This is a genomic window from Pseudoalteromonas sp. BSi20652 (assembly GCF_000239855.1).
In the GTDB taxonomy this organism is placed as follows: domain Bacteria; phylum Pseudomonadota; class Gammaproteobacteria; order Enterobacterales; family Alteromonadaceae; genus Pseudoalteromonas.
The window spans coordinates 1-24,204 of sequence record NZ_BADT01000010.1; the positions used below are offsets into that span (position 1 = coordinate 1).

General features: G+C 37.9%; 17 protein-coding genes. 7 read left to right on the top strand and 10 right to left on the bottom strand.

All coding sequences use genetic code 11. From position 1 onward, the window contains the following. The 10 genes from P20652_RS16275 to P20652_RS16250 all read right to left on the bottom strand — a co-directional run bounded on the left by P20652_RS16275 (window position 1) and on the right by P20652_RS16250 (window position 14,137). On the bottom strand, window positions 1-1,326 hold the full coding sequence (locus P20652_RS16275; protein WP_008165542.1) for an McrC family protein: 1,326 nt from the start codon (window positions 1,324-1,326) through the stop codon (window positions 1-3). Beyond that, window positions 1,313-3,514, bottom strand: a complete 2,202-nt coding sequence (locus P20652_RS20650) for an McrB family protein (protein WP_008165544.1) — start codon at window positions 3,512-3,514, stop codon at window positions 1,313-1,315. The genes P20652_RS16275 and P20652_RS20650 overlap by 14 nt, the downstream gene beginning before the upstream one ends. 359 nt (window positions 3,515-3,873) lie before the next feature. Beyond that, window positions 3,874-4,983 (bottom strand): hypothetical protein, encoded by a 1,110-nt coding sequence (locus P20652_RS16265; RefSeq protein ID WP_008165545.1) that lies wholly within the window; start codon window positions 4,981-4,983, stop codon window positions 3,874-3,876. Window position 4,984: 1 nt separating this feature from the next. Beyond that, window positions 4,985-5,764: an AAA family ATPase gene (locus P20652_RS20555; RefSeq protein ID WP_008165548.1), complete on the bottom strand. Its 780-nt coding sequence runs from the start codon at window positions 5,762-5,764 to the stop codon at window positions 4,985-4,987. Window positions 5,765-5,769: 5 nt separating this feature from the next. Then, window positions 5,770-6,171: a hypothetical protein gene (locus P20652_RS20560; protein WP_008165550.1), complete on the bottom strand. Its 402-nt coding sequence runs from the start codon at window positions 6,169-6,171 to the stop codon at window positions 5,770-5,772. 62 nt (window positions 6,172-6,233) lie between these two features. Continuing rightward, window positions 6,234-6,566: a hypothetical protein gene (locus P20652_RS20565; RefSeq protein WP_008165552.1), complete on the bottom strand. Its 333-nt coding sequence runs from the start codon at window positions 6,564-6,566 to the stop codon at window positions 6,234-6,236. Then, entirely contained in the window at window positions 6,563-8,128 is a 1,566-nt protein-coding gene (locus P20652_RS17185; RefSeq protein ID WP_050548185.1) for a restriction endonuclease subunit S, read from the bottom strand. Before P20652_RS17185 ends, P20652_RS20565 begins: the two co-directional genes overlap by 4 nt. Next, window positions 8,125-9,633 carry an N-6 DNA methylase gene (locus tag P20652_RS16260; RefSeq protein ID WP_008165556.1) on the bottom strand — a complete coding sequence of 503 codons (1,509 nt, stop codon included), beginning with the start codon at window positions 9,631-9,633 and terminating at the stop codon, window positions 8,125-8,127. The genes P20652_RS17185 and P20652_RS16260 overlap by 4 nt, the downstream gene beginning before the upstream one ends. A gap of 61 nt (window positions 9,634-9,694) precedes the next feature. Further along, window positions 9,695-13,111, bottom strand: a complete 3,417-nt coding sequence (hsdR, locus tag P20652_RS16255) for a type I restriction-modification system endonuclease (protein WP_008165559.1) — start codon at window positions 13,109-13,111, stop codon at window positions 9,695-9,697. A 132-nt stretch (window positions 13,112-13,243) separates the two neighbouring features. Continuing rightward, a complete protein-coding gene (locus tag P20652_RS16250; RefSeq protein ID WP_008165561.1) occupies window positions 13,244-14,137 on the bottom strand; it encodes an Abi family protein in 894 nt (297 codons plus the stop codon). 528 nt (window positions 14,138-14,665) lie between these two features. Here P20652_RS16250 and gmk point away from each other — a divergent pair. The 7 genes from gmk (at window position 14,666) to recG (ending at window position 23,777) form a co-directional block, all read left to right on the top strand. Continuing rightward, a complete protein-coding gene (gene gmk / locus P20652_RS16245; protein WP_008165563.1) occupies window positions 14,666-15,286 on the top strand; it encodes a guanylate kinase in 621 nt (206 codons plus the stop codon). A 124-nt stretch (window positions 15,287-15,410) separates the two neighbouring features. Further along, the gene (rpoZ, locus tag P20652_RS16240; protein WP_008165565.1) at window positions 15,411-15,686 is read left to right on the top strand and encodes a DNA-directed RNA polymerase subunit omega; all 276 of its coding nucleotides are present in this window, start codon (window positions 15,411-15,413) and stop codon (window positions 15,684-15,686) included. 124 nt (window positions 15,687-15,810) lie between these two features. After that, the gene (spoT, locus tag P20652_RS16235; protein WP_008165567.1) at window positions 15,811-17,916 is read left to right on the top strand and encodes a bifunctional GTP diphosphokinase/guanosine-3',5'-bis pyrophosphate 3'-pyrophosphohydrolase; all 2,106 of its coding nucleotides are present in this window, start codon (window positions 15,811-15,813) and stop codon (window positions 17,914-17,916) included. A 12-nt stretch (window positions 17,917-17,928) separates the two neighbouring features. Then, window positions 17,929-18,321 carry a RidA family protein gene (locus P20652_RS16230; protein WP_008165569.1) on the top strand — a complete coding sequence of 131 codons (393 nt, stop codon included), beginning with the start codon at window positions 17,929-17,931 and terminating at the stop codon, window positions 18,319-18,321. A gap of 158 nt (window positions 18,322-18,479) precedes the next feature. Continuing rightward, the gene (locus tag P20652_RS16225; RefSeq protein ID WP_008165571.1) at window positions 18,480-20,087 is read left to right on the top strand and encodes a DUF342 domain-containing protein; all 1,608 of its coding nucleotides are present in this window, start codon (window positions 18,480-18,482) and stop codon (window positions 20,085-20,087) included. A gap of 863 nt (window positions 20,088-20,950) precedes the next feature. After that, window positions 20,951-21,637, top strand: a complete 687-nt coding sequence (gene trmH / locus P20652_RS16220) for a tRNA (guanosine(18)-2'-O)-methyltransferase TrmH (RefSeq protein ID WP_007580009.1) — start codon at window positions 20,951-20,953, stop codon at window positions 21,635-21,637. A gap of 58 nt (window positions 21,638-21,695) precedes the next feature. Beyond that, window positions 21,696-23,777, top strand: coding sequence for an ATP-dependent DNA helicase RecG (recG, locus tag P20652_RS16215; protein ID WP_008165573.1), 2,082 nt, complete (start codon window positions 21,696-21,698; stop codon window positions 23,775-23,777). The last annotated feature ends 427 nt before the right edge of the window (window positions 23,778-24,204 follow it).

Below are 24,204 nucleotides of genomic sequence, written 5' to 3' on the forward strand. Positions count from 1 at the left end.
TTATGTTTGAAGGCTACCAGCTGTAACATTTTCAAAACTACAACGAGTAAAATTAATAAAGCAACTATCGCTCTCTAAGTCATATGGCACAACTTTAAGCTTTAAATTTTCATGATAATAAAAGTCATCTAAAGAAGATTTAAACTCATCATACTTGGGATAAACCAAATACAGCTCACCATTGCCCTGTAAGTATTTTTCACCATATGCGAATAACTGGTAAATGTCAGATTGGTTTAAATTATATTTATCTGTGGCATTTCCTAGTGCCTCATTTAAGCGCTTCCATTTTGTATCTATAACAGTCACTACCAATCTGGCTTTATCGTAAACAACAATATCTGGCTCTAACCTAAACCATTTGTCACCCTTATGCTCAACCAAACCAAAAGTTGAGGGTTGCTCTTTCAAACGTAAAGCTGGTGGTAGTTGTTTAGCTAATTGATTAGCCACATAACGCTCAAATAATTTTTCCATTGGAAATAAAAACGAAATTCCCTTGTGATTACCAATCATAGCTATAGGAGACTTATAACTAAGAATTAACTCACACCATGGTTTAAGTGGGCGGTAGTGCGCAATACTTCGGTCAGTCTTCCAACTTCTAAAATCGTGTAATATATTTTTTGATTCATCAATCTCATTGAATACAAATAATAGCTCTCTCGCTAAGCGCTGATTAGCGCTAGATCTTGACCACTTTAAAACTAACTTTAAAGATGAATGTATTAACCTGTTCTCAGCTCTATTAGATGTAAAAACATCATGAGAAACATGAAAGTGATGATTACGTCCCGGTCGTTGCCTAATTTGTTTTGCTACTAATAACTGACCTTTTAAATAGGTCGATTCTCGCTCTACTCGTTGGTATTCATTACGTATGCCTTGCTTTACCAATTTAGATACTGCATTTAAAAAGTGACTAATTAGCAACTCATACAGCGGCTGTTTCAACACCTCTAAATGCGATTGTTGAAACTCTTGTAATTTTAACTTTTCGACACTCGCAAGCATCTTCATTAATACTTTGCGTGAGTTATCAGGGTTGCTGTCTTGAGTAGATATTTTAGGTAAAATTTCGATTCTGGTTTTACAAGGGGTTTCGAGTACACCAACAAAGTTCACGACTTGTAACGCAATCGCTTTACCATGTCGCTTTACTTTAACTAGTTCACGCTGCTTTTCATTATTACTAACACCATTAACTAACAACCAATCAAAAGCGCTCTGAGGAATTGAGTGGCAATCAATACTGCAATCAACACCACCGTTAGTTAAAAGCGCATACTCTCTAACAATTACCTCATTAACCTTAGAGTGCTTCATAAACACCCATATATGCTTCTGGGTTATTTAACGCCTCAACATTACGCTTATAGGGTGTTATCCCCTCCTGCTGCCATTCAGTGCCCATGAGCTCAGCAATAGAAGTGTCAGTGAACTTTTCTTCTATAAATTTCAAGCTAGCATCTGTTTTTAAGTGATCACCTAATACTTGGCCTACACGTTCCCAATCCTCAAAAAAGTATTCTTCAAGCAATGGTAGAATTTCAAGCTCAAATATTTTTGCTAATCGCGCGATTGTTGGCTCATCTTTTAAAGGTAAAAAGAAGCTATGCCCAATAGTATGCTCGCGGTCATATAAAAGCTCTATTCGTTGGTTAATGGTTTTTAGTAATTTTGCTATTTTAATTCCATCAACTTCAACATCGTCGAGTAACTCATGCTTTGGCATCATCTCTACAAATTCAAAGCGGCGGCGTAATGCAATATCAACCTGTGCCAATGATTTATCGGCCGTGTTCATAGTGCCAATAATATGTAAGTTTGAAGGTACTGATAAAGGCTCTTTTGAATAAGGCAATTTCACCGATAATGATTCGGAGCCACCAGCGCGCTTACTAGGTTCGATTAACGTGATTAGCTCACCAAAAATATTAGAGATATTACCTCGATTAATTTCATCAATAATTAATACGAATTGCTGTGGCTTTGAATTTTTATGGGTTTCACTATTTTCTGCGTATTCTTCAAGATTAAGATGTTTTTTTAAATAAAGTAATAGACCTTCAACATACGAAATATTGTAAATGCCTTTTTTTGAACCTGTTAAATATAGCTTTCTTACATTAGCTATTGAGGCAACATATTTAGGGTCTGTGCTTTCAGTTGAGTGTGGGAAAACTTTAAATGTAGTCCCACCAGCATATTCAATCTCAAACTTTTTCCCTCTAATTGTTTCTATCTCAATTCGATCATTTGCTTCCTCAGAGATCTCTTGAAGTTTTGCTATTGATTCCTCGAATGCATCAACAGATATTATATCTGAAAGAGCAGCCTCTGCTCGCTCACATAAATCTTTAAAGACTCCGGATTCTACAGAATACGATACTTGACCCGCATCGCTTTCCGCTTTAAGACCTTCAACAAAATCTTCATAGCTAAAGCTTTGATGAAACGTTACAAAACCTATGCGATTACTTTTTTTTAGCTCATCAAAGCGCTCTTTAACTTTAGTGCGGTTATCTTCATGTTGAACTAAAAAATCAGGGTCTACTATTTCAAGCGCTTTATTTATTGTGTTGTAGGTTTTACCTGTACCCGGTGGCCCGTAAAGTATTTGGTTTAAACTGCTGGTGGTATTGTTAATTGTTTTTTCCACAGTGTAATCCTCTTTAGGTACTTGCACATCTTTAGCAGTATTTACTTCTGTATTCTTCCATTTACTTTTTAGCGGCTCAATATAGAAATCGAGCTCGGTAGTACCAAACTCTTGTTCAAATTCTTTGCGGATATTTAAGAGTGCGGCATCTCTCTCACTGCACTTCATTTTGTTATATTGGGGTTTAGTTAGGTCTGCTAGAGTAACTAGTATTGAGCATCTATCTGTATTACCGAATATACGTTCATTAAAATCTGGGAAGAATAAAAACAACAACATGTGACGCAGTTGGCGCTTTTCATTATCAGGGATTTGCTCTAACCACTGGGCAAATTTAACGTGGTTATTTAATAGTTCTTCTTTTTCAGGTTTATCCAGTTTTAAAAATAACTCTGTAAAGCGAATTAAATATACTAACTCGCGCCAACGCATTGTATTGTAGGCCGTACCTGCACTACCAACACCTGTAAGCGCATTGTCAGATAAGTAACGCTCTTTTGTTATTTCATCTATTTTGTAGCCACTCCAAACAAATACACGCTCAATACTGCCACGCTTTGATGCTGCACCTGTATTACTTGGGCATAAAAACATTAGCCACAGCATTTCAGCTGCAAGAACTTTGGCATTAGCCGAAGTATCTGTTAGTTGAGTTTCAAGCTTCGTAAAAAAGTCGCCTTCACCTTCATCAGGGTTATCTACAAAATCAGTGATAAGTTCTTGGCAATCTTCTAGTGTCCAAACCAGTTCATTAGTAAGTAAGGACTTTCCATTTAATAAACATTTTTCTTTAAATTCTTTAGTAACTTCAATTAATCGTTTTGAATCTTTATCACCGCAATATATCGCCATAAATATTTAATTTCCTTATTGTCTTTCCTCAGGCTTTTCCAAAAGAATATATAAAATGTTATCAATGCAGACAAATTAGATAAATCTATTTATATTTTTATTACTTACCTACCAATTAAATCCGTACGTTAATTTTTTAATCCTCAAAGCATGTAAGTATGACAATATCTCAACGATGAACACTATGAGACTCAAATAAAACGATTAAACGTGTGGCAATAGTTACTGGTATAACTTTAGTTTGTTTTGCTTCTTTTTCTGTATGGGATCTAGAAGAGTTTGTATATAGTTATAGCCCCTACTATATGTAGCTAAAACTCATTTTAATAACTCTTTATATCCATACTTCGATAATTCCATCAACGAAATTCATCACCAAGAACTGCATCTCTAATATGACTTTTGACTCTTTCATTTCCCGAATTGAAAAGGTTTAACATCATATTAAATAAATGAGGTTTAAACTTATCTTTCCCGGCACCAACATCATCAAGTAATGAGTCGCGATGATCTTCAAGGACACCTTTAATTTGATCTTCAGATATAACATCGGCATATAAACCTTTGCTTCTCTCTCGCAAACATTTTTTCAAAAAGCCATCAAACCAACGCTCGAAACACTCATCAAATATATCCCTCTTAAGCCTTTCTCTTATTTTAAATATTCGATCCCAATTTTCAGCTTCAGGGGTTGGTGGAACAAAACTTATAATCCAATCAGGGTTTATACTTGATACCCCCTCGGCGATTTTGCTCTGCTCGATAGAAATATCAGTTGCATTACACGCATAAGGGTCAAAAGCTGTTACCCGTAAATTAGCCTCATTTTTAATAACATCATCAGCCTTTTTATGAAGTCTATTGCACTTCATACACATTGGGACTAGATTTCTAATATTTGCTGCCGAAAACGCATATATACTTTTAGCTAAATAATGATCTTGGTCTTGGGATGCTTCCGCGATATTCATCATGTCCCCAAATCCACAAAACGGACAATCCTTCGCCAGCAATGAATCATAAATCATCTGGTACTGCGCGTCGCGGATACCTGCATCGCCGAGCTTTCCATAACAAAATAGAAACAGCTCCTTTGCGGCTTCATGAACCTTGGGGAAAGCTTCATTAATTAGCGTAATATCTGAAGTATTATTTAAAAGACCAGCTATGTTATTTTGATTATTTATCGCTTGTAAAATATCAAGGCGTTGTTCTTGAGTAATGATCGGCTTCTTAAGATATTTCGCATATTTTAAAACTCTATCTCTTACTCCATACCAGCGCCTAAGCCTTGGATCAATATTATTGGGTAATAATGCAAGCCAATATTGCTGCTTTCTTGGTTTAGTGCCTGTAGTAAATACTCTTTCACCGTTATCTAATCGGGTATGGATAATTCCGATGATTTCTATAACGGCTTCATGTAGCCAATTGTTAGCTGTAGCTTCTATTGGGTAAGAATGAAACATATTAGACTGCCTCTTTCTTTCTTAAGGTCCTAACATGGTTGACCAAATATAAACGCTCTACTGAATCCCCTAAGCCTCGAAGTGCTTCAGTTATTTCATTGATATTCTCAGATTTTAACAAGCGCTCAATTTCAGCTTTTGGTATTTCAGACATAGCGGGGTTAATCGAAAAACATTCTTGAAGAATCACATCAAACGTACTTCCATAGGTTTCAATTTCTGGACGTCGAACAGATATTTGTCCATTATCTTTTTTAAAAATTAATACATTCTCACGTTTCATATCTGAAGGAACAAAAGGAGAGTGAGTGGTAAGTAAGCAGTCCTGCATTGCAGAAGTTGAATTCCCTTGTCTACTTCCTGTAGATGTTTGCATTTCAAGCAACTTGGAAATAAATTCGACACGCCATTTGGGGTTGAAGTGACTCTCAGGTTCATCTAATAAGAATAGTGTATTTTTGTCTTTTGCCATACACAACATGCCGAGAACTTGGGCTAATTGATGTTCTCCGTCAGACAATGAAACATAGTCAACAGGATCATCTATTTTGTTGGAAATAAACTCAAGGCGTTCAAAACGAAAAACTTTATGTTCAGAGAATGGTTCAGGTAAACGAGTGGCAAATCTACGATCTTTTATTGATTGATTAAATGAGGTCCTAGCGGCCTTAGGGATAACTAAGTCATTTAGCATTGCTAATTTATGAAAAGATGAATATAAGTCTAATGCGCCATTCGGCCAAAAATGTTTGAATGCTTCAAAGGTACTGTCATCTACCAAAAAGTCTAAGGTATATATTTTATTTTTTTATCTATTGATTTGGAAGTTGCACAGTTAACCAAATTATCGATAAAGCTTTGTAATTGGGGTGTTAAAATCACACCTCCTGTTGGAGCTTGAGTATGATCAAGTTGAATTACACAACGAAAAGAGCTGAGTGATTTAAGATTAAGTTCTTTTAGTAATTGCTTTCTAGCTGATTCTTTATTTAGCAGCAAGTTAGCAACCAAAACTTCCAAGTTTGTACCGTAGTCGACTAATAACAGCCTAGGGTCAGGAACCTCTTCTCTCTGATGTTTAGCATTTTCTGCAACTTTTTTTGCATACCCCTCTCGACTAACAAAAAAAGGAACACTTAGCGTTTCATTATCTCCTGAAGTATAAGCGATAACTTTTGAAGGTAGCAATTTAACAACCTCAGATTCATCTAGAACTAATATCCATTCATTTTTTATGAAGATCTCAACGGTTAAAGTGGCTTTATTTTTACTTGTTTTTTTCTTGTTATTTTGACTTGTGTATTTTTCTTAGCTGTTTCGGCAAATAAATATTCAATTTCAAACTCTAGCTCATTATTTGGCTTACCTGACTCCTCTTCAGGTAAGTAAAAACTAAAAATCAATTGAAATATTTCCGCTATATTTTGTAAGATTTGTGACTTACCAGTACCATTAGGTCCAATTAGGCATATAGGCGAGAATTGATCTGTCGCACTATTACTATTTCTAAACGGTATTGCTAATTCGTCTAACAACCCTCCGCAGGTATTAGATTTATTAATTTTTAATTTTAAAAGTTTCATCCTTGAACCTTTTTAAACATAAAATCTTTTTTGGCTACATCAAATACTTTAGTAATCATTGGTTTATCTTCTTTGAGTAGGGAAAATAATATTTCTTTTAATTGCTCGTAGTCTGAGCCAAATGACTCATTCAAATCTTCATTCCTAAAAGTATCTTCTTTTAGATCACCAATCCATTTTCTTACTGATGCCTGATCAATATTTTTAGCCGTTCTATCATCATTACTATTGATATTCACGACTTTAGAAACTGATTCTTTTTTAGACTTAGCTGATGAATTATCTTCTTTCTTTGTCAAAATCCGAGCTAATAGCTCACTTGCTGGCTCGTCATTACCTTCTTGTTCAACTAATTCACCACGAAATGCTTTAGCCAGTATTGACTGTGTTAATCGGCTAAAAGCCTTACAAGCATCTAAGTATTGACGTTCAAATAAATCTGCGCGCGCGAAAAGTTCATTTACTCTTCTAACTATTTCAAGCTGCTCACACATAGGCGGTAAATCAAACTCATAAGCTTGCAGTTTTTTTGCATTGATATTTGATTGGCTTACACCATCGGTTTTTACCTGCCAGCAGTAATCACGGGCATGAGGGCTATTTAACTGAAGATTTAAAAACTCTGTATTTAGGCGCTCACCTCCCTTTACTCTAATTAAATATCCTGCATAAATTGCCCTCTGTTCTCCTCGGTAGATAGATGTTTTACCAACCAGCTCAGGACTATTAGTACGGTTAAAGAGCACATCCCCAGTTTCTAAAAGATACTTTTCAATTTCTGCCTCATCGGAGGTATATACTAACTTCTCCCAATCAAGCTGACCTCCTTGTAAATTCCCCATTCGCAATACAGGCACTTCGCCTTCAGGTTTAGATTTTGCTGATGAACCATAATTGAAGCCTTTTCCCACATCTTTCAATTTCACGTTCGACCATTGATTGTCGCTCCCACCTCGCCATTCTTTGGTTAACTCACCGGAAGTAGCGGCGGCAAGAACTGATTGACGAAAGCGTTTTAGGACTACTGGAATTTTATCGAGTCGTGATTGAGCTTTATTTACTTTAGCTAAGATTGAGTCAAGTTTATCTGCTATTCGAACTTGTTCGTTTAATGGTGCTAAAGGAAATTGATAACCTTGAACATCAGAGGACTTAGCTGCAGGGTAAAGAGCCCCCTGAACTGTACCTGATATTTTATTTACAAAATGATTCGTTCTCACTAAAGCAAAAAGGTAACGACTTTCTATACCGAGCGATTTTAATACTTCAAAACCCGTTGATGCGAATTGCTTATCAAATATCTCATCCACCAGAGTAACAGCGTTTAAATTAGGTCTTGTTAGTGATACTAATACATCATTTGTATTCACTATTTTCCTAGCTCGGCTTGGGGCATTTTTCCCTAACAAACTTTGCGGTTTCTCAATTTTTTTTGTTTGACGATTTATACTTCCAATATCGATGTATTTTATTGCTACTTCGTCTTCAGGCTTAGACTGGGTGCATTTATACGTTACATCTGATATTTTTGCAGTAATCCAACCTTTCGGGAGCTCACTCACAATACCACCTCATCCGATTCTTCAGCAGAACCCAACTCGACTAGAATAGCTTGCAACTCATACATAGCGCCTGCCATTTCTTCTAAGGCTTCGTTAATTAATACATCGGGCTCTGGTAGGTTCGTACTGTCTTCTGCTTTATCATCTCTGATCCACGCTAAATCGAGTGCATCGTCTTTTTTAGCAATTTCCTCGCGACTAAAACAACGTAGGCGGCAAGTATCAATATTGCCAATTTCACTACCGTGTTGATGATTTTTAATAAACGAGTGGCGCGCAGCTTCATCTACTTGTGTTAAGTCACTACCAACCGCTTGATAGAATTCATCAAAATGCGCTTGCGTTAATACAGTGCGTTTACCAAACTGCGGCATGTTAGAACGCATGTCGTACACCCACACATTTTTGGTTTGGCCTTTGTCTTGTTTTACATCATTTGGCTTTGAGAAAAACAATACATTAGTTTTTACGCCTGCCGCGTAAAAAATCCCTGTTGGTAAGCGTAAAATGGTGTGTAAATTACACTTTTCCATTAAGTCTTTACGTATTGTTTGCCCTATGGAACCTTCAAATAATACGTTATCGGGCAATACAACGGCTGCACGGCCACCCGGTTTAAGCATACGCAAATACATTAGGTGCAAAAAGGCGAGCTGCTTGTTACTAGTGTAAGTGATTAAATCGTCACGGGTTGGTACGCCGCCTCCTTGTTTTGTGCCAAATGGTGGGTTAGCTAAAATAAGGCTTGCTGGTGGCAGTGCTTTACCTTCGTTTGATAAGGTATCACCATATAAAATGCCTGAACTATCATCATCTACCGCGAGGTCATGCAGCATTAAGTTCATCATTGCTAGGCGACGAGTGTCAGGTACTAGCTCCATACCGTAAAAGGTTTTATGCTGGTATTTATCGTAAGCGTCGGGCTCTAGAGCTTCTATATCGTTATGTTGTTTTAAATAATGGTGGGCACTAATTAAAAAGCCCCCAGTTCCCGCTGTTGGGTCAACAATAACGTCGTCAAGGTTTGGCTTCATCAGCTCAACCATGGCATTAATAAGCACGCGAGGAGTAAAGTATTGCCCTGCACCTGATTTTTTCTCGCCTGCGTTAATCTCTAGCAAGCCTTCGTACATATCGCCAAGGCCTTCGGTTTTAGCACTGTACCAATCAAGCTTATCAATTTCGCTTACTAACTTATTAAGTGTGACAGGCTTACGTATTACTGTACTGGCATTAGCATAAATTGCTTTAGTTATTGTGGTACCGTGTGAGCCTAAATGAATAAGTAGCTTTTTATACTCTTCTAGCCTTGTTGCACTGTTGTAATGCTCTAAGTCGGTCCAGCGGTAGCCTTCGGGAATATTGTTATCTGTGCCTGTTTCGTCAACCATTTTAAGAAACACTAAATACGTGAGCTCATTAATATATTCATGGTATGTAACGCCGTCGTCTCGGAGTAAGTTACATAGATTCCATAGTTTTGCGACTAAGTCTTGAGTGCTCATGTTTTTACCTAATTAAGTTAATACTGCTAAAAGAGTTATTGCCTAAATGATCAGCCTAAAACTAGGCTGATTGATTAGTGGTTTGCCACAATGTTTGATTAAACATGTGCAGTACTTCAGCAATGGGTTGTTCAAATAATTTATTAGCGCGCTTTATACCGCCTTGGTGTTTAAAAATACCTTGGTCGAGCGCGGCTTCGTCTACAATGGTGGTTGCCTTCATTTGTTTAGCTATGGTATTGAGCCATTGTATTTGTGGTGTTTTCCAGCTTTGACTGGCTAATATTTTAGCTAGTGCATTATCAACACGTTGTTCAAACGGAATAAGTGCTTCGCCTATAGCCGCTTGCCTAATAAACCCGATAATACGTGCGGCAATGTCTTCGTTTTTAACTTCGCTCCACGCAACTTGTAGATCTTGTTCTCTAAAATGATTTTGTTCAAGTACTAAAGCGAGTTCTTTTAGGTTTTGGCGGGTTAATTCCCATGGCGCTTGCACAACTGTTTGAATAGCGAGCAAGCGGTTACTATTGGCATTTACAAAGTCGTTAAAGGCGCGTAAATAATCATCTGGTTTTTGCCCATCACCATAGCCCGTAGTAATATTGGTAAATTCATCTTCGTGATCCGATATATACACGGGTTTAGTGCCACCAGCTACGCCTTGAATTTTACTATCAAGAATTTCACCTAAACCGGGGTGCTCTGTAAACCATTTAGCTACTTTATCGGCAGGTTGTGCTTTTAAGTCTTTAATGAACTGTTGTGGTGATTGCCCAGCTATGATCTCGAACTTGTCGCTTTGTTCAGATGTTAAGTGGCGGCGCTTAACTTGTAATTTAGCGATAAACTGATTTTTGGCTAATGCTTGTAAGTCTTCACTTTTGCTGTGTGCCATTTCTTGCTCTAGCTCACTAAAGGTAATATCTACATTAGTGACTACAGGCTTCATGCTATTTACTTTTTCTAACTGTTTGTAGATATCTACCGCATCATAAATTTTGAACGGGCCTTTACTTATTTCGGGGCATAAGCGTGTGGCGCGGCCAAGCATTTGTTCAAATAAAATACGGCTATTTACACGGCGTAAAAAGACCAAGTTACATATTTTTGGTACATCTACACCAGTAGTTAATAAGTCTACCGTTACGGCTATATTTGGTAGGCGGTCGTTTTTAAATGAGCGTATTTTATCAAGCGGTTTATCTGTAGCGCCTGTAATTTTTTGAATTGCGTCGTCTTCAACTTCACCGTGGTAATCTTCACATGCCTGCTTAAAAGCTTCGACCACTTCGTCTGCATGTTTATCTGTTACACAAAATACTAATGTCTTAGCCTCTGAATATGGGTCGATAGAATCGCTTTCGATAAGCCATTTTGTGACTGTTTTAGTGAAACTGGGAGCTATTACTTTACGGTTAAACTCTGCTACTTCAAAATCGAGTTCATCCGGGGTGTTAAACGTTTTTATATCGCTATTTTCAGCATCATATACTTTAACTTCTTCATTAATTTTATAATGAATTCCCATCTCAGAAAGCTTGGTATTGATACGTACAGGCGGTAAATGATCATTCAAATGCCCGTCAAGTACTGCCTCTGTATAGCTATAACTAAATACGGGTTCACCAAATATGTCTACTGTATGTAGCGCAGGCGTTGCTGTTAGGCCTATTTTAAATGCATCAAAGTAATCAATGACTGAGCGGTATTTAGATTGGTAATCTTTCTGGTCTCTGAATAATAACTCTGTATCGCTGAGCTCTCTATCAAGCAAGTAACCACGGTGGCATTCATCCACTACTATACAATCGTACTGACCTACACCGGGCTTAGTATCATTATCGCTCGGATATAAAATACGTTTAACTAAACCTTGCACCGTTGCTACATGCACTTTGGTTCCGTTATCTGGCTTTTTATCACCCAGCTCCATAAGCTCGAAGGTATCAGCAAATGTTTGGAGTTGCTCCATTCTCACTTCTTTAAAGTCAGTTGTAGCTTGCTCACCTAATGCTGAGCGATCAACTAAAAATAGCACGCGACGAAAGCGCTCAGCTTTAAGCAATCTATAAACTAAGGCTATACAGGTTTTTGTTTTACCTGTACCTGTTGCCATAGCAACCAACGCGCGATCCTTTCCTTCTTTAATTGTTTGCTCTACTGCTTCAATTGCATCAATTTGGTAGTCTCTTAATTTAAGGTCGTAATCAAAGTCCATCGCATCAAGCTTTTGCTCTGCTTGCTGAGTGGTTTGCTTTAAATAGCCTTTTATTTCATGCGGTGAATACCAGCCTTTAAGTGCTTTACGCCTATGAGCGTTATCTCGCACATCTAAAAACCAAATACCGCTTTCTTGTTCTAATTGCTTTAAATAAGATCGCCCATTAGTAGCAAACGTAAGAGGCACTTTAAAATCGCCCCATATAGTATCTAATTCAAATGATGGGTTAGGTTCTAAATCTTTGGCATAGCGTTTTGCTTGGTCAATTGCACCGTAAACATTTTTAGCTGACTTTTTAGCCTCTACAACAGCAACAGGTGTAAGACCCATAAATAAAATATAATCAGCAGGCCCTGATTTAGTAGGCCATTCTGCAATTGCTCTATTCTCGTTTACAACTGGCCTTGCGCCTTTTGAATACTTTAGGTTAACGCTATCTACCAGCCAACCAGCGGCAGCTAACTGCTCGTCGATAAGTACACGCGTTTCACTTTCATTTAGTTGAAACGCTGACTTTTCGACTCGTTGAATTTCTTGCTGCTGTGCTTGTTTGTCTTTAGCATTAAACTGAGCCATATACATGATATTGGCTTTAACCATTTTATCTTTATACTCAGCTAGCAATGCTTCTTGCTCGGTGGCTATTTGTTCCCACGTTTGGCTATCTGCAAGCATTTGCTCAGAGCGCTTTCGCTCGGCAGCAGCTTTTTCAGCTTCGATTTGCTTTAACTGCTCTGCAATTTTTAGACGTTCGGATGACCTTTGGCGTTCAACTTCAAGTTCATGTAATTTCTCTTCAAGCTCTCTAACTTCTATAGATGGATCTTGAGGTTTAACGAATGGCGTAAATACAAACCCTTTTGCTGCTTTGCCACCATACAGCTTGTGATACCACACAGACAAAGCATGGCCTAACTGCATAGACTTTAAAGCATCTCGGTGGCTACTTGAGGTAAAATCGTGATTTGCGGTGTTACCTAATTTGCGAATAACATGGAAGGCATCTTTAATTCGTTCATCGAGCTTTAGGGTGTAATCAAGCTCTCTTAATAAATCCACTTGCTTAACATCTTGACCAAAATCAACACCAACTCGCGCAGCGACATTTTGAGCCAAGGCTTCACCTAACTGGCGCATTTTAACTAGAGTTGTATTTGGATCTGGTGCAAAACAACGTTCAGCCGTTTGAGCTAAACGAAGTAGTAATTCGTCATGGTGTTTTAAAAAATCAAAGTTACTAAAATCGCTTCCCATCTCAACAGCCTAGCTAATCCATATGTGTATCAATCGATACTACCAAAGAAAATTATTACTGTGCAAAATAAAAACTAAATAAAGCGATATTACAGCTAGTTGTAGCCTAATTAGAGCCTAATTAGAGCCTAATTATTTAATGCTATTCCAGATAGGTAACTCTTGCCAGTTTTCAGGAAAGCCCATTTCTGTTACGTCTATATTATAAGTATCAATTAAGCTGGCTAACTTTTGCTTCCAATGGTGGTTAGGACTAATTAAATCCATAAAGTAAGCACACATAACTAGTGTGTTGTATAACTGCTTCGTTGTACCACTAAAGCTATTAAGTAAAACTCTATCGCCATTTGTTGGCAGCTTCATGGTGAACGTAAAATCTCGATTGTATAAACGGCAGTGATGAGCACAGATGTTACGCACCGTAGTTATGTGGTGTAAAAAAGATGAAAGGATTGTTTCTTTTACTTTATATGAATCTGCAATATCATTTTTCAATGCTCGACGCCCTATCGCATCATAGCTTCTTGAAAGCCAACCAAAGCTCATTACTTCAGCAACAATCCAAATAGCGGGTGTTTGCTCTTTGTATTTACTGTTTTGTCTTTTTATATTTGTATCTGACGTTCGTTGAATTTCAGTACAAATATTACTAATAAAGTCCTCGTGATTAAACTTAGAAGTAAAGGCTTCAGAATCTAAGTGTGCATGTGAGCCATGCTTTTTTGCTAAATGGTATGCCCATTGAGTTCGCATAGATACTTCTATTCGCTCAATGGCGTCAAGCAGTAACAACCTTAGCTCTCTATCAAAAGAATACAGATTCAAAACTTGTTCAAACGTAGTACCAGACTTAAAAGTATGATTTTGATGATCTTCAGTAAACGCCCACCAATAAGTGCCTAGCCTGTAATAATTGATATGGCTAAGATAAAAGGCGGCTGATTTTTTATTATTAATTACTAGACCACGCTTTTCTAGAAGCTCGACTTGCTTTTCAAACGTTATGGGGGCTTTTGAGAACTGCATGAAGGTTAAATCCTTTTATCATGCTATAGAAATAATTAACCCCTCGCAGGGCGCTGAGCTTACGGGTAGCGGGAGGGGTGTTGTTACGCGTAATTATAGAGCTTAAAAGTATAATTTCAAGGCATTTGTATATTTATATATACCTTCAAATTGAAACTCCAGAGCACATAAGGGTTATCATTGGGTACAATGCTTACGTTGCACTTCTGAGTAATTAATTTTTGATGTTATAATAGTAAGTACAAGTTAAATATCCACATAAATCGTCAGAGTAAATATGTTTACCCTCTCACCGAGTGGTTACCATAACGGTTACTAAAACCAAAAAACAAGCAACAATTACACTCAAGCAATTGATTTAAAACAAAATATTTTACACATTATATATTTAAATACAAAACATAGAATAATATCATTTGAACTTTTTCGGCTAACTTGAGAAAATTCACTCAAATAAAGTACAATGCATTTATTAAAGGCTTGCGTTATTTATAACTCAAGCCTATTTATTTTTAGGTAGAGAAAAATATGCCACAAACTCGCGGAAATCTATTTATTTTATCAGCACCATCAGGGGCGGGTAAATCAAGCTTAATTAATGCATTATTAAAAAAACATGCTGATATGAAGGTATCAGTATCACACACAACTCGCTCTCCTCGTCCTGGTGAAGAGCATGGCGTGCATTATCATTTTTCGTCGACCGATGAATTTAAGGCGCTTATTGCTCGAGATGATTTTTTTGAATGGGCTCAAGTATTTGATAATTATTATGGCACATCAAAGCAAGCGATTGAGTCGCAACTCGATGCCGGTATAGATGTCTTTTTAGATATAGATTGGCAAGGTGCGCAACAAGTACGTAAAATTATGCCAAGCGTTCAAACTATTTTTATTCTGCCTCCTTCAAAAGCTGAACTTGAACAACGATTAAATAACCGAGGTCAGGACTCTGCTGAAATTATTGCTTCTCGTATGGCAAAAGCACAATCAGAAACATCACATTACAATGAATATGACTTTGTTATTGTGAATGATGATTTTGATATAGCACTTGCAGACATCGAAACGATTGTAATGGCGCAGCGTTTAACATTAAAAGCGCAAACTCTTCGCCATAAAGATTTACTAAATAGCCTCCTTAAATAGTTTAGACTTATTTAAATTAGCTTTAGACTTGTAAAACTAATAAAAATTGACCACTAGCTATTGGCGAAACTTGCTGCTTGCAGTAGACTACGCCTTTGCTTTTAAATTATTTTGGAGTGCTGAGATGGCCCGCGTAACAGTTGAAGATGCAGTAGATGCAGTTGGTAATCGTTTTGACTTAATTTTAGTTGCGGCTCGTCGTGCCCGCCAACTTGCTGTTGGTGGTAAAACTCCGCTAGTAGACCCTGAAAATGATAAACCAACAGTAGTTGCTTTACGTGAAATTGAATTAGGTTTAGTTGATAGTGCTTCAATGGACTTAATTGACCGTGAAGAACAACAACACCAAGAAGCAGCTGAATTAGCTGCGGTTGCTGCCATTGTTGGTGGTAATCAATAAATCAACCTCCCGGTTTGATTTTAGCCAACGGCGCAGTATTTCTACTATAGCCGTTGGCAATACCCTCTTTTCATCGTATATTCGTAACTTACCTAATTTGCTTCACTGGAACATTGGAGTGTGAATGTATCTTTTTGAAGGTCTTAAAAAGAAAATTTCAGAATACTTACCTGCTGCTGAAGTAGAGCTGGTACAAAAATCTTACGTGGTAGCCCGAGAGGCTCACGAAGGTCAAACGCGCTCAAGCGGCGAACCTTACATTACTCACCCTGTTGAAGTAACCCAAATTCTTGCTGGTATGCACCTTGATCATGAAACACTCATGGCTGCACTAATGCACGATGTAATTGAAGATACTGATTTTAGCCAACAAGATTTAGCCGAAATATTTGGTGAAACAGTCGCAGAACTCGTTGAAGGTGTAAGTAAGCTCGATAAGCTCAGCTTTAAAGATAAAAAAGAATTCCAAGCTGAAAACTACCGCAAAATGATTATGGCAATGACTCAGGATATTCGAGTTATTTTAATCAAGCTTGCTGATAGAACACATAATATGCGTACTTTAGGGGCACTGCGCCCAGATAAGCGCCGCAGAATAGCACGTGAAACGCTTGAGATTTACGCGCCAATAGCAAACCGCTTAGGTATTCACGATATTAAAAATGAGCTTGAAGACTTAGGTTTTCAAGCTTTATATCCTATGCGTCATCGCGCACTAAAATCAGAAGTCGCGAAAGCTCGTGGGAATCGCAAAGAAGTAATCTCAAATATCCAACATGAAATAGAAGCACGCCTTGAAGAGTCTGGCATTAAAGCGACTGTGTCTGGCCGTGAGAAACATTTATATAGTATTTATAAAAAAATGCTTAATAAAGAACTGCTATTTAACGAAGTTATGGATATTTACGCGTTTAGAATTGCTGTTGACTCTATGGATACGTGTTATCGTGTATTAGGTGTGGCTCATAGTCTTTATAAGCCTATAGAAACACGCTTTAAAGATTATATTGCTGTACCTAAAACTAATGGTTATCAATCGCTACATACTTCTTTGGTAGGTCCACACGGTATCCCTGTTGAAATTCAAATTCGTACTCACGATATGGATCAGATGGCTGATAAAGGTGTTGCTGCACATTGGATGTATAAAAAAGCTGGCGATGGGGCGGGTAATACTTCTCAACAACGTGCTCGCCAATGGATGCAAAGTTTATTGGAGCTGCAACAAAGTGCTGGTTCATCGTTTGAATTTATTGAAAACGTGAAAACTGAGCTATTCCCTGAAGAAATTTACGTATTTACGCCTGATGGTCGTATTGTTGAGCTACCTATGGGGGCAACTGCAGTCGACTTTGCTTATGCTGTTCATACTGATGTAGGTAATACATGTGTAGGTGCACGCGTAAACCGCAAGCCCCACCCTTTAAGTAAACCACTCGATACAGGGCAAACTATAGAGATAATAACAAGCTCCGGTGCCCACCCTAATGCAACTTGGCTTAACTTTATTGTTACTGGCAAAGCACGTTTAGGTGTTCGTAATTACCTAAGAAGCCAGCACCATGAAGAGGCTTTACTTTTAGGGCGTCGTTTACTCGACTCGGCACTAGGTGAAAACAAACTCGATAGCATTGCTGATGATAATATAGCAAGAGTACTTGAAGAGCATGAGCTTTCTACATTATCTGAATTACTTGTAGAAATTGGTTCAGGTAATTTAATGAGTCTTTTAATCGCTAAGCGCTTATTACAAAATGACAATAACGATTTAGCTGATATAACAAACCAGGTTAAAGCCACTATTATTGGTACTGAAGGCATGCTAGTTAATTACTCTAAGTGTTGCCGCCCTGTACCTGGTGATGCTATTACTGCCCATATTAGCCAAGGTAAAGGTCTAACTGTTCACCGTCAAGAATGTAAAAACATTCGGGGCTGGGAAAATGAACGTTCAAAATATTTAGTTGTAAAATGGGACGATAACCCAGAAAAAGAATATATTGCAGCTCTGAGAGTTGAAATTATTAATCATCAAGGGGCACTGGCTAAATTAACCAATGTTGTTGCTACAACTCAAGCCAATATTGTAGAAATTGCCACTGACGAAAAAGAAAGTAATTTATACGTGATAGATTTAGGGGTTACCGTTAAAAACCGTGTCCATGTTGCTAACATTATGCGTAAAATCCGTGTAATGCCTGATGTACAAAAAGTCTATCGTAAAAAATAAAATAGGAAACACATGAATAAAGCATTTATTTCTACCGACAAAGCACCTGCTGCTATTGGCACATATAGCCAAGCAGTTAAAGTAGGTACTGCTGTTTACTTATCTGGTCAGATTCCATTAGTTCCTGAAACGATGGAAGTTATCTCAGAAGACTTTAGCGAACAAACACACCAAGTGTTTAAAAATATTGCCGCTGTGTGTGAAGAAGCCGGCGGTCAAATACATGACCTAGTAAAAGTTAATATTTACCTTACAGACTTATCTAACTTTGCTGTAGTTAATGAAGTAATGAGCCAGTACTTTAAACAACCATACCCAGCACGTGCTGCTATTGGTGTGCGCGCATTACCAAGAGACGTGCAAGTTGAGATTGATGGCATCATGGAATTACCTTCAACTAACTAATATTATTGTGAGTTATAGCCAGCGCTATAACTCACACATCCCGCCCTCATCGAACTATTTTGTTTTCCTTGATTTCTTGACTCAAAAGTAAATTTCTAGCACTCTAGAATTATGTTAATTATACAAACTCAACTTAAGTAGTAGCAGAGGATAAACTAGTGTTTAAGCTTACTAATAATGGGAATGTTTTACTCGATGTAAGTAAGCATCCCCCTCCAAGTGCTGCATTTTTACTTGAAGCTCTCGAAAAATCAGCCTTCTGTGATTGTAAAATAGATCATGATGCTATTAATAACTTTTTTAAAAGCGGAAGTAGTGAATCTGTATTAGTTATTGCCACTAAACATAACGCTTCATTAAATGTAACTATTAGCGATGACAAAATGCTTGCCACTGGTGAACTTACAGTTGCACAAGGCGGTAAAGTCCTTGACTTGGAAGAAGCTAAAAGAGAGCTGGTAAAAGCGGGTATCGTACGCGGCTACAAACAAGTATTTTTAGAACAGCTACTACAAAAGCAATTTAAACACACACCAGGAGCCATTGTTGAAGGAGTATTAGCTAAGGGAAGGCTACCAAGTGACGGTTTAGCAACAAAGCTCATTGCAACCGTAGAAACATTGAAAGATCGTTTAAAAACACCAAAACTAAAAGAAGACGGTAGTGTTGATATGCGTGACTTTGGCAAACTTGCAAGCGTAGAACCGGGCGCAGTACTTATACGTCAAGTACCTGCTACACCAGGAAAAGAAGGCTTTACTGTTCTTGGCGATATACTCCCCGCCAAACCTGGTGACAATAAGAAGCTTGTTGCCGGTGACGGTACCGAAATATCAAAAATAAATCCCATGGAACTAGTGTCTACTATATCTGGTGTACCCGTTGAAATTAATAATGGTATGCGCGTGGATAATATTTTTACCATTCCCAATGTAGATGTCAAAAGTGGACATATCGATTTTGAGGGCAGTGTTATTGTCAGTCGCAATATAGACCCTGGAATGAAGATAAAAGCTAAAGGTGATATTACAATATTTGGTACTGTTGAGTCCGGCGAACTAACAGCAGGAGGAAACATAACAGTCAAACAAGGCATTATAGGTCATCAAAAATCTGAAGATAAATCACTGTCTTGTAGGTTAGTGTGTGAGGGGGATGTTCAGGTATCCCATTCCCAGTACTGTTACATAGAAGCCAATAGTATCTTTATCGAACGCCAAACAAGCCACTGCATTATGAAAGCGAAACACTTATTACAAGTTGGTCAAGCTGATTTCCCAAAAGGTAAAATATTCGGTGGTGAGATTTTAGATGCGACTAAACTTATTGCTGGCGAAATAGGCAATGAGTCCGGTGCTAAAATGGTCATAAACTTAGCCGCATCTGGCGCTGAAATAACGGCAGATACTGATGACTGCTTTAAAGATTTAGCTAAAATAGACCAACAACTAGATACGTTGCAATCAACACTAGAAAAAGCTGAGAAAGTTAAAGATCTTGAAAAGAAAAACCAATTAATTACTAAAATTGGTGCAACCCAATTACACTATTTCCAACAAGCTGAGCAATTAGAAAAACAACTATCGACTCTAGAGCATCATTTACATGAATTACTTAGCGATGCTAGCTTAACGGTCAATTCTGTTTTGCATTCAGGTGTAGAAATTCATATTTTTGGTAAAGTGCTAAAAACGACCCGAAACTATCCTCCGTGCAATATTAAATTGTTAAATAATAAAATAGAAATTGAGTTTAAAACACATTAAAAAATAGAATCTCTCATATTAGCGCACTCTATTTAATTAACTTTCGGTCAAATCTAGCGTAAATCACTTACTGAGTCATAAGCTTGCTTTGACCATACACCAAACTTTACTTAGCCTATATATTATTTTTGCAGCAATAGCATGGATAAGCGAGATAACCCTTTTGCTCAAGGTAAACAGAATGTATAGGGTTTAATGAATATACATTAGGTCGCAACGCCTTAATTTTGCACGTGAATGCACTACTTCATATTGATTATCTACGATAACTTTGACCATTAAAGCCATGGTATTTTCAGGACCATTGAGGTTATCTTGTCTGGATCACACATTTTTACCAATATTGTTGTCTGCACTTGTACCAAACCTAATTACAGTTATAGTTGCTATGAAAAGAATTACTTAACGCTACTTATTTGCAGAGGTTGCTGCACATAGTGTGAACTCACAACAATCGGTCTTATTCCCCGTAATTGTTACTCAATTAATAAAAGCCCCCCCCCCTGCAAAGCGCCTTTAATGAAGTTAACATAACGATTAAAAACAAACTCAACATTCAAAAGCAGAAGTAGCTTTAAAAGATAAAATTGATTAATAAAGTGGTATGAAACCCCTACATTCTATAATTAAGCAAGAAGCACGTGGGGAAATAGTCGAAACATATGACACAAAGGGTAACTACAGTATTTTTTCAGGTAATGGGGAAATCGATTGATCACCAACTGGGTGCTCTCATTAATAAAATATAAGCAATTGAAGTTATTCAATCAACACAGACGCTATGTCACTGTAAAATCCAATTAGCTGTACGGTAATGCCTTAACTGTAAAAATCTCGTATAATTATAAAAAAAGAGGATCACTATGCAGCAAACTCGCTATCAAAGAATCGAAGACGTACTTTCTCGCCGCCAAACAGACCTAACAGTGTGTCTAGAAGACGTGCACAAACACCATAACTTATCAGCAATCGTTCGCAGTGCCGATGCAGTTGGTTGCCATCATGTACACGCTGTATGGCCAGAAAAGCAAAAATGGTTAACTAATAACACATCAGGTGGCAGTAAAAACTGGCTAGAGACGCACCTGCATAGAAATATTGATGATGCCGTTACTGCAATGCGTGAACGCAATCCAGAAATACAAATATTAGCAACTCATCTATCAGAAGATGCCGTTGATTTTAGAGAAGTAGATTACACCAAGCCAACGGCTATTATTGTTGGACAAGAAAAAACAGGGATATCAGAAAAAGCCCTGGAATATGCCGATCAAAATATTATTATTCCAATGCAAGGCATGGTGCAATCGCTAAATGTTTCGGTTGCTGCTGCGCTAATATTGTTTGAAGCACAGCGTCAACGTGAGCTGGCTGGTTTATATAATAGAGATATGTTGAGCGCTGAAGTTAAACATCCACTTTACTTTGAAGGCTGCCACCCTATTATCGCAAGGCAGTGTAAACAAAAAAAATTACCTTATCCTGCACTTGATGAAAACGGCGAAATAGTCGCTGACGAGCAATTTTGGCAAGCTTTAAAACATACTTGATGGACTAAAGCTCTGTAAGTACACTTAGCCTACTCACAAATAATAAGATTGATATAATTTGTCTAAACCTAGCTTAAATCAATACCCAATTACAGAGCTCAAAGGGGTCGGCCCAAAAATGGCTGAGCGTTTGTTAAAGCTAGGTATTTTAACTGTGCAAGATATGCTTTTTCATTTGCCACTTCGCTATGAAGATCGCATTCGCTTATACGCGATTAATGAGTTGTCACTGCATAGCCATGTGAGTGTTGAAGCAACAATTGAAACAAGCCAAATTACGTTTGGCAAAAGGCGCATGCTTGTTTGCCAAATCAATGATGGTACTGGCAGACTAACATTACGATTTTTTAATTTTACCGCCGCACAAAAAAACGCATTTAGTGCTGGTAAAATAATACGTTGTTTTGGTGAGGTACGCCGTGGCCGTGTTGGCTTTGAAATGAGCCATCCTGAATACAGCATCAGCGATACCTCTAACGAGCAGCCGGTAGCGACAACATTAACGCCCGTTTATTCAACAACCGAAGGTTTAAAGCAACTATCGATTAGAGCTTTAAGCGAGCAGGCTATTGATTTACTGTGTAAATACTCAGTAGAAGAACTACTACCTTCACAGTGGCAGCCATCAAATATGCCGCTAAGTGACGCCTTATTATTACTGCACCGCCCACCAAATGATGTTGATGTAACTGCATTAGAGCAAGGTACTCACCCTGCTCAACAGCGCCTTGTATTTGAGGAGTTACTTGCTCAAAACCTCAGCTTATTAAAAGTACGAGAGCAAGGGCAACAAGTTAAAGCCGTGGCATTAAATCCGGTAAACACATTAGAAAACCAATTTTTAGAGCAACTTCCTTTTGCACCCACAAATGCGCAAAAACGCGTAGTTGCAGAAATTAAAGGTGATATGCAACACGCGTATCCAATGATGCGTTTAGTGCAAGGTGACGTTGGATCAGGTAAAACCCTAGTAGCAGCACTCAGTGCACTAACAGCTATTGCGCAGGGATTTCAAGTTGCTTTAATGGCTCCCACTGAAATTCTATCAGAGCAACATGGAGTTAATTTTACGACTTGGTTTAATCAACTAGGTATAACAGTTGCTTGGCTTGGCGGTAAAACAAAGGGAAAAGAGCGCGTAACAACACTTCAAAAGATAGCCTCTGGTGAAGCTCAAATGATTATAGGTACTCATGCCTTATTTCAAGATGAAGTTAAATTTAATAACTTAGTACTTATAGTTATTGATGAACAACATCGATTTGGTGTTCATCAGCGCTTATTATTGCGCGAAAAAGGTAAATTCGGTGATTGTTACCCTCATCAACTGGTCATGACTGCAACACCTATCCCACGTACACTTGCCATGACAGCCTATGCAGACTTAGAAACCTCTGTAATAGATGAATTACCGCCAGGACGAACACCAATTACAACTGTGGCACTTCCCGATATCCGAAGAGACGATATTATCGCCCGCGTTAAATTAGCCTGTAATGAGCAAGGTCGTCAGGTTTACTGGGTATGTACACTTATTGATGAATCTGAAGCACTCCAATGCCAAGCAGCCGAGGATAGTGCACGGCAATTAAAAGAATCATTACCGGAACTAAATGTCGGCTTAGTACATGGTCGAATGAAATCAGCTGAAAAACAAGCCATAATGAGCGAGTTCAAAGCAGGTAATATACACGTATTAGTAGCAACGACTGTTATTGAGGTTGGTGTAGATGTACCTAACGCTAGTCTAATCATTATAGAAAATCCCGAACGCCTAGGATTAGCACAGTTACATCAGTTACGAGGTCGTGTTGGTCGGGGAGCTACAGCATCCCACTGTGTACTATTATACCACGCACCACTAACTCATACGGCTCAAAAGAGACTAGCAGTATTGAGAGATAGTAATGATGGATTTGTTATAGCTGAGCGTGATTTAGAAATACGAGGCCCAGGCGAAGTACTGGGTACAAAACAAACTGGTTTAGCTGAGTTTAAAATCGCAGACTTAACGCGCGACAAACAAATACTTAATCAAGTAAGGCCAATCGCGCAGCAAATGCTAAAAAAACACCCTCAACACATAGACCCACTCATTCATAGATGGTTAGGAAACAAATCAAATTATGCACAAGCTTAGATAGATTTAATCCTATATTTAAAAAATCATACCTAGTCGCTTAAATAAGTGATCTATTTTAATATAAGAAAATCTTGTCGATAACAGTGAAAAGTTTCGTTATTAATTTGCTCTATCTCAAAATTTTTACGCTATTAGTTAGTGTCATGTTTAATCCCTAAAATTACTCAAGTATTATTTTGAATCGGTATCAGATTTAATAAACCCAAATAATAACTTAGTTTTGGAGCCTAGCTTTTACATTCCTGCAAACGTAAAAAAGCCCGAATCGTTAGATTCGGGCCCACTACAATGTGAAGTCAGTGCGCTACGCAGTAGAATGTCGTAGTACCCACAGCGGTAGAAAGTCACGTAGCAAATGCTACTTTATTGGCCGACTGAAGTATTGAGGGTTTTTGTTGTGATTTTAGCGTCGGGAGTCGCTGCG

Excerpts from the sequence above, each read along its gene's own strand:
- P20652_RS16275 (WP_008165542.1), bottom strand. The coding sequence starts at position 1,326 with ATGAAGCACTCTAAGGTTAATGAGGTAATTGTTAGAGAGTATGCGCTT.
- P20652_RS20650 (WP_008165544.1), bottom strand. The coding sequence starts at position 3,514 with ATGGCGATATATTGCGGTGATAAAGATTCAAAACGATTAATTGAAGTT.
- P20652_RS16265 (WP_008165545.1), bottom strand. The coding sequence starts at position 4,983 with ATGTTTCATTCTTACCCAATAGAAGCTACAGCTAACAATTGGCTACAT.
- P20652_RS20565 (WP_008165552.1), bottom strand. The coding sequence starts at position 6,566 with ATGAAACTTTTAAAATTAAAAATTAATAAATCTAATACCTGCGGAGGG.
- P20652_RS16260 (WP_008165556.1), bottom strand. The coding sequence starts at position 9,633 with ATGAGCACTCAAGACTTAGTCGCAAAACTATGGAATCTATGTAACTTA.
- hsdR (WP_008165559.1), bottom strand. The coding sequence starts at position 13,111 with ATGGGAAGCGATTTTAGTAACTTTGATTTTTTAAAACACCATGACGAA.
- P20652_RS16250 (WP_008165561.1), bottom strand. The coding sequence starts at position 14,137 with ATGCAGTTCTCAAAAGCCCCCATAACGTTTGAAAAGCAAGTCGAGCTT.
- gmk (WP_008165563.1), top strand. The coding sequence starts at position 14,666 with ATGCCACAAACTCGCGGAAATCTATTTATTTTATCAGCACCATCAGGG.
- rpoZ (WP_008165565.1), top strand. The coding sequence starts at position 15,411 with ATGGCCCGCGTAACAGTTGAAGATGCAGTAGATGCAGTTGGTAATCGT.
- spoT (WP_008165567.1), top strand. The coding sequence starts at position 15,811 with ATGTATCTTTTTGAAGGTCTTAAAAAGAAAATTTCAGAATACTTACCT.
- P20652_RS16230 (WP_008165569.1), top strand. The coding sequence starts at position 17,929 with ATGAATAAAGCATTTATTTCTACCGACAAAGCACCTGCTGCTATTGGC.
- trmH (WP_007580009.1), top strand. The coding sequence starts at position 20,951 with ATGCAGCAAACTCGCTATCAAAGAATCGAAGACGTACTTTCTCGCCGC.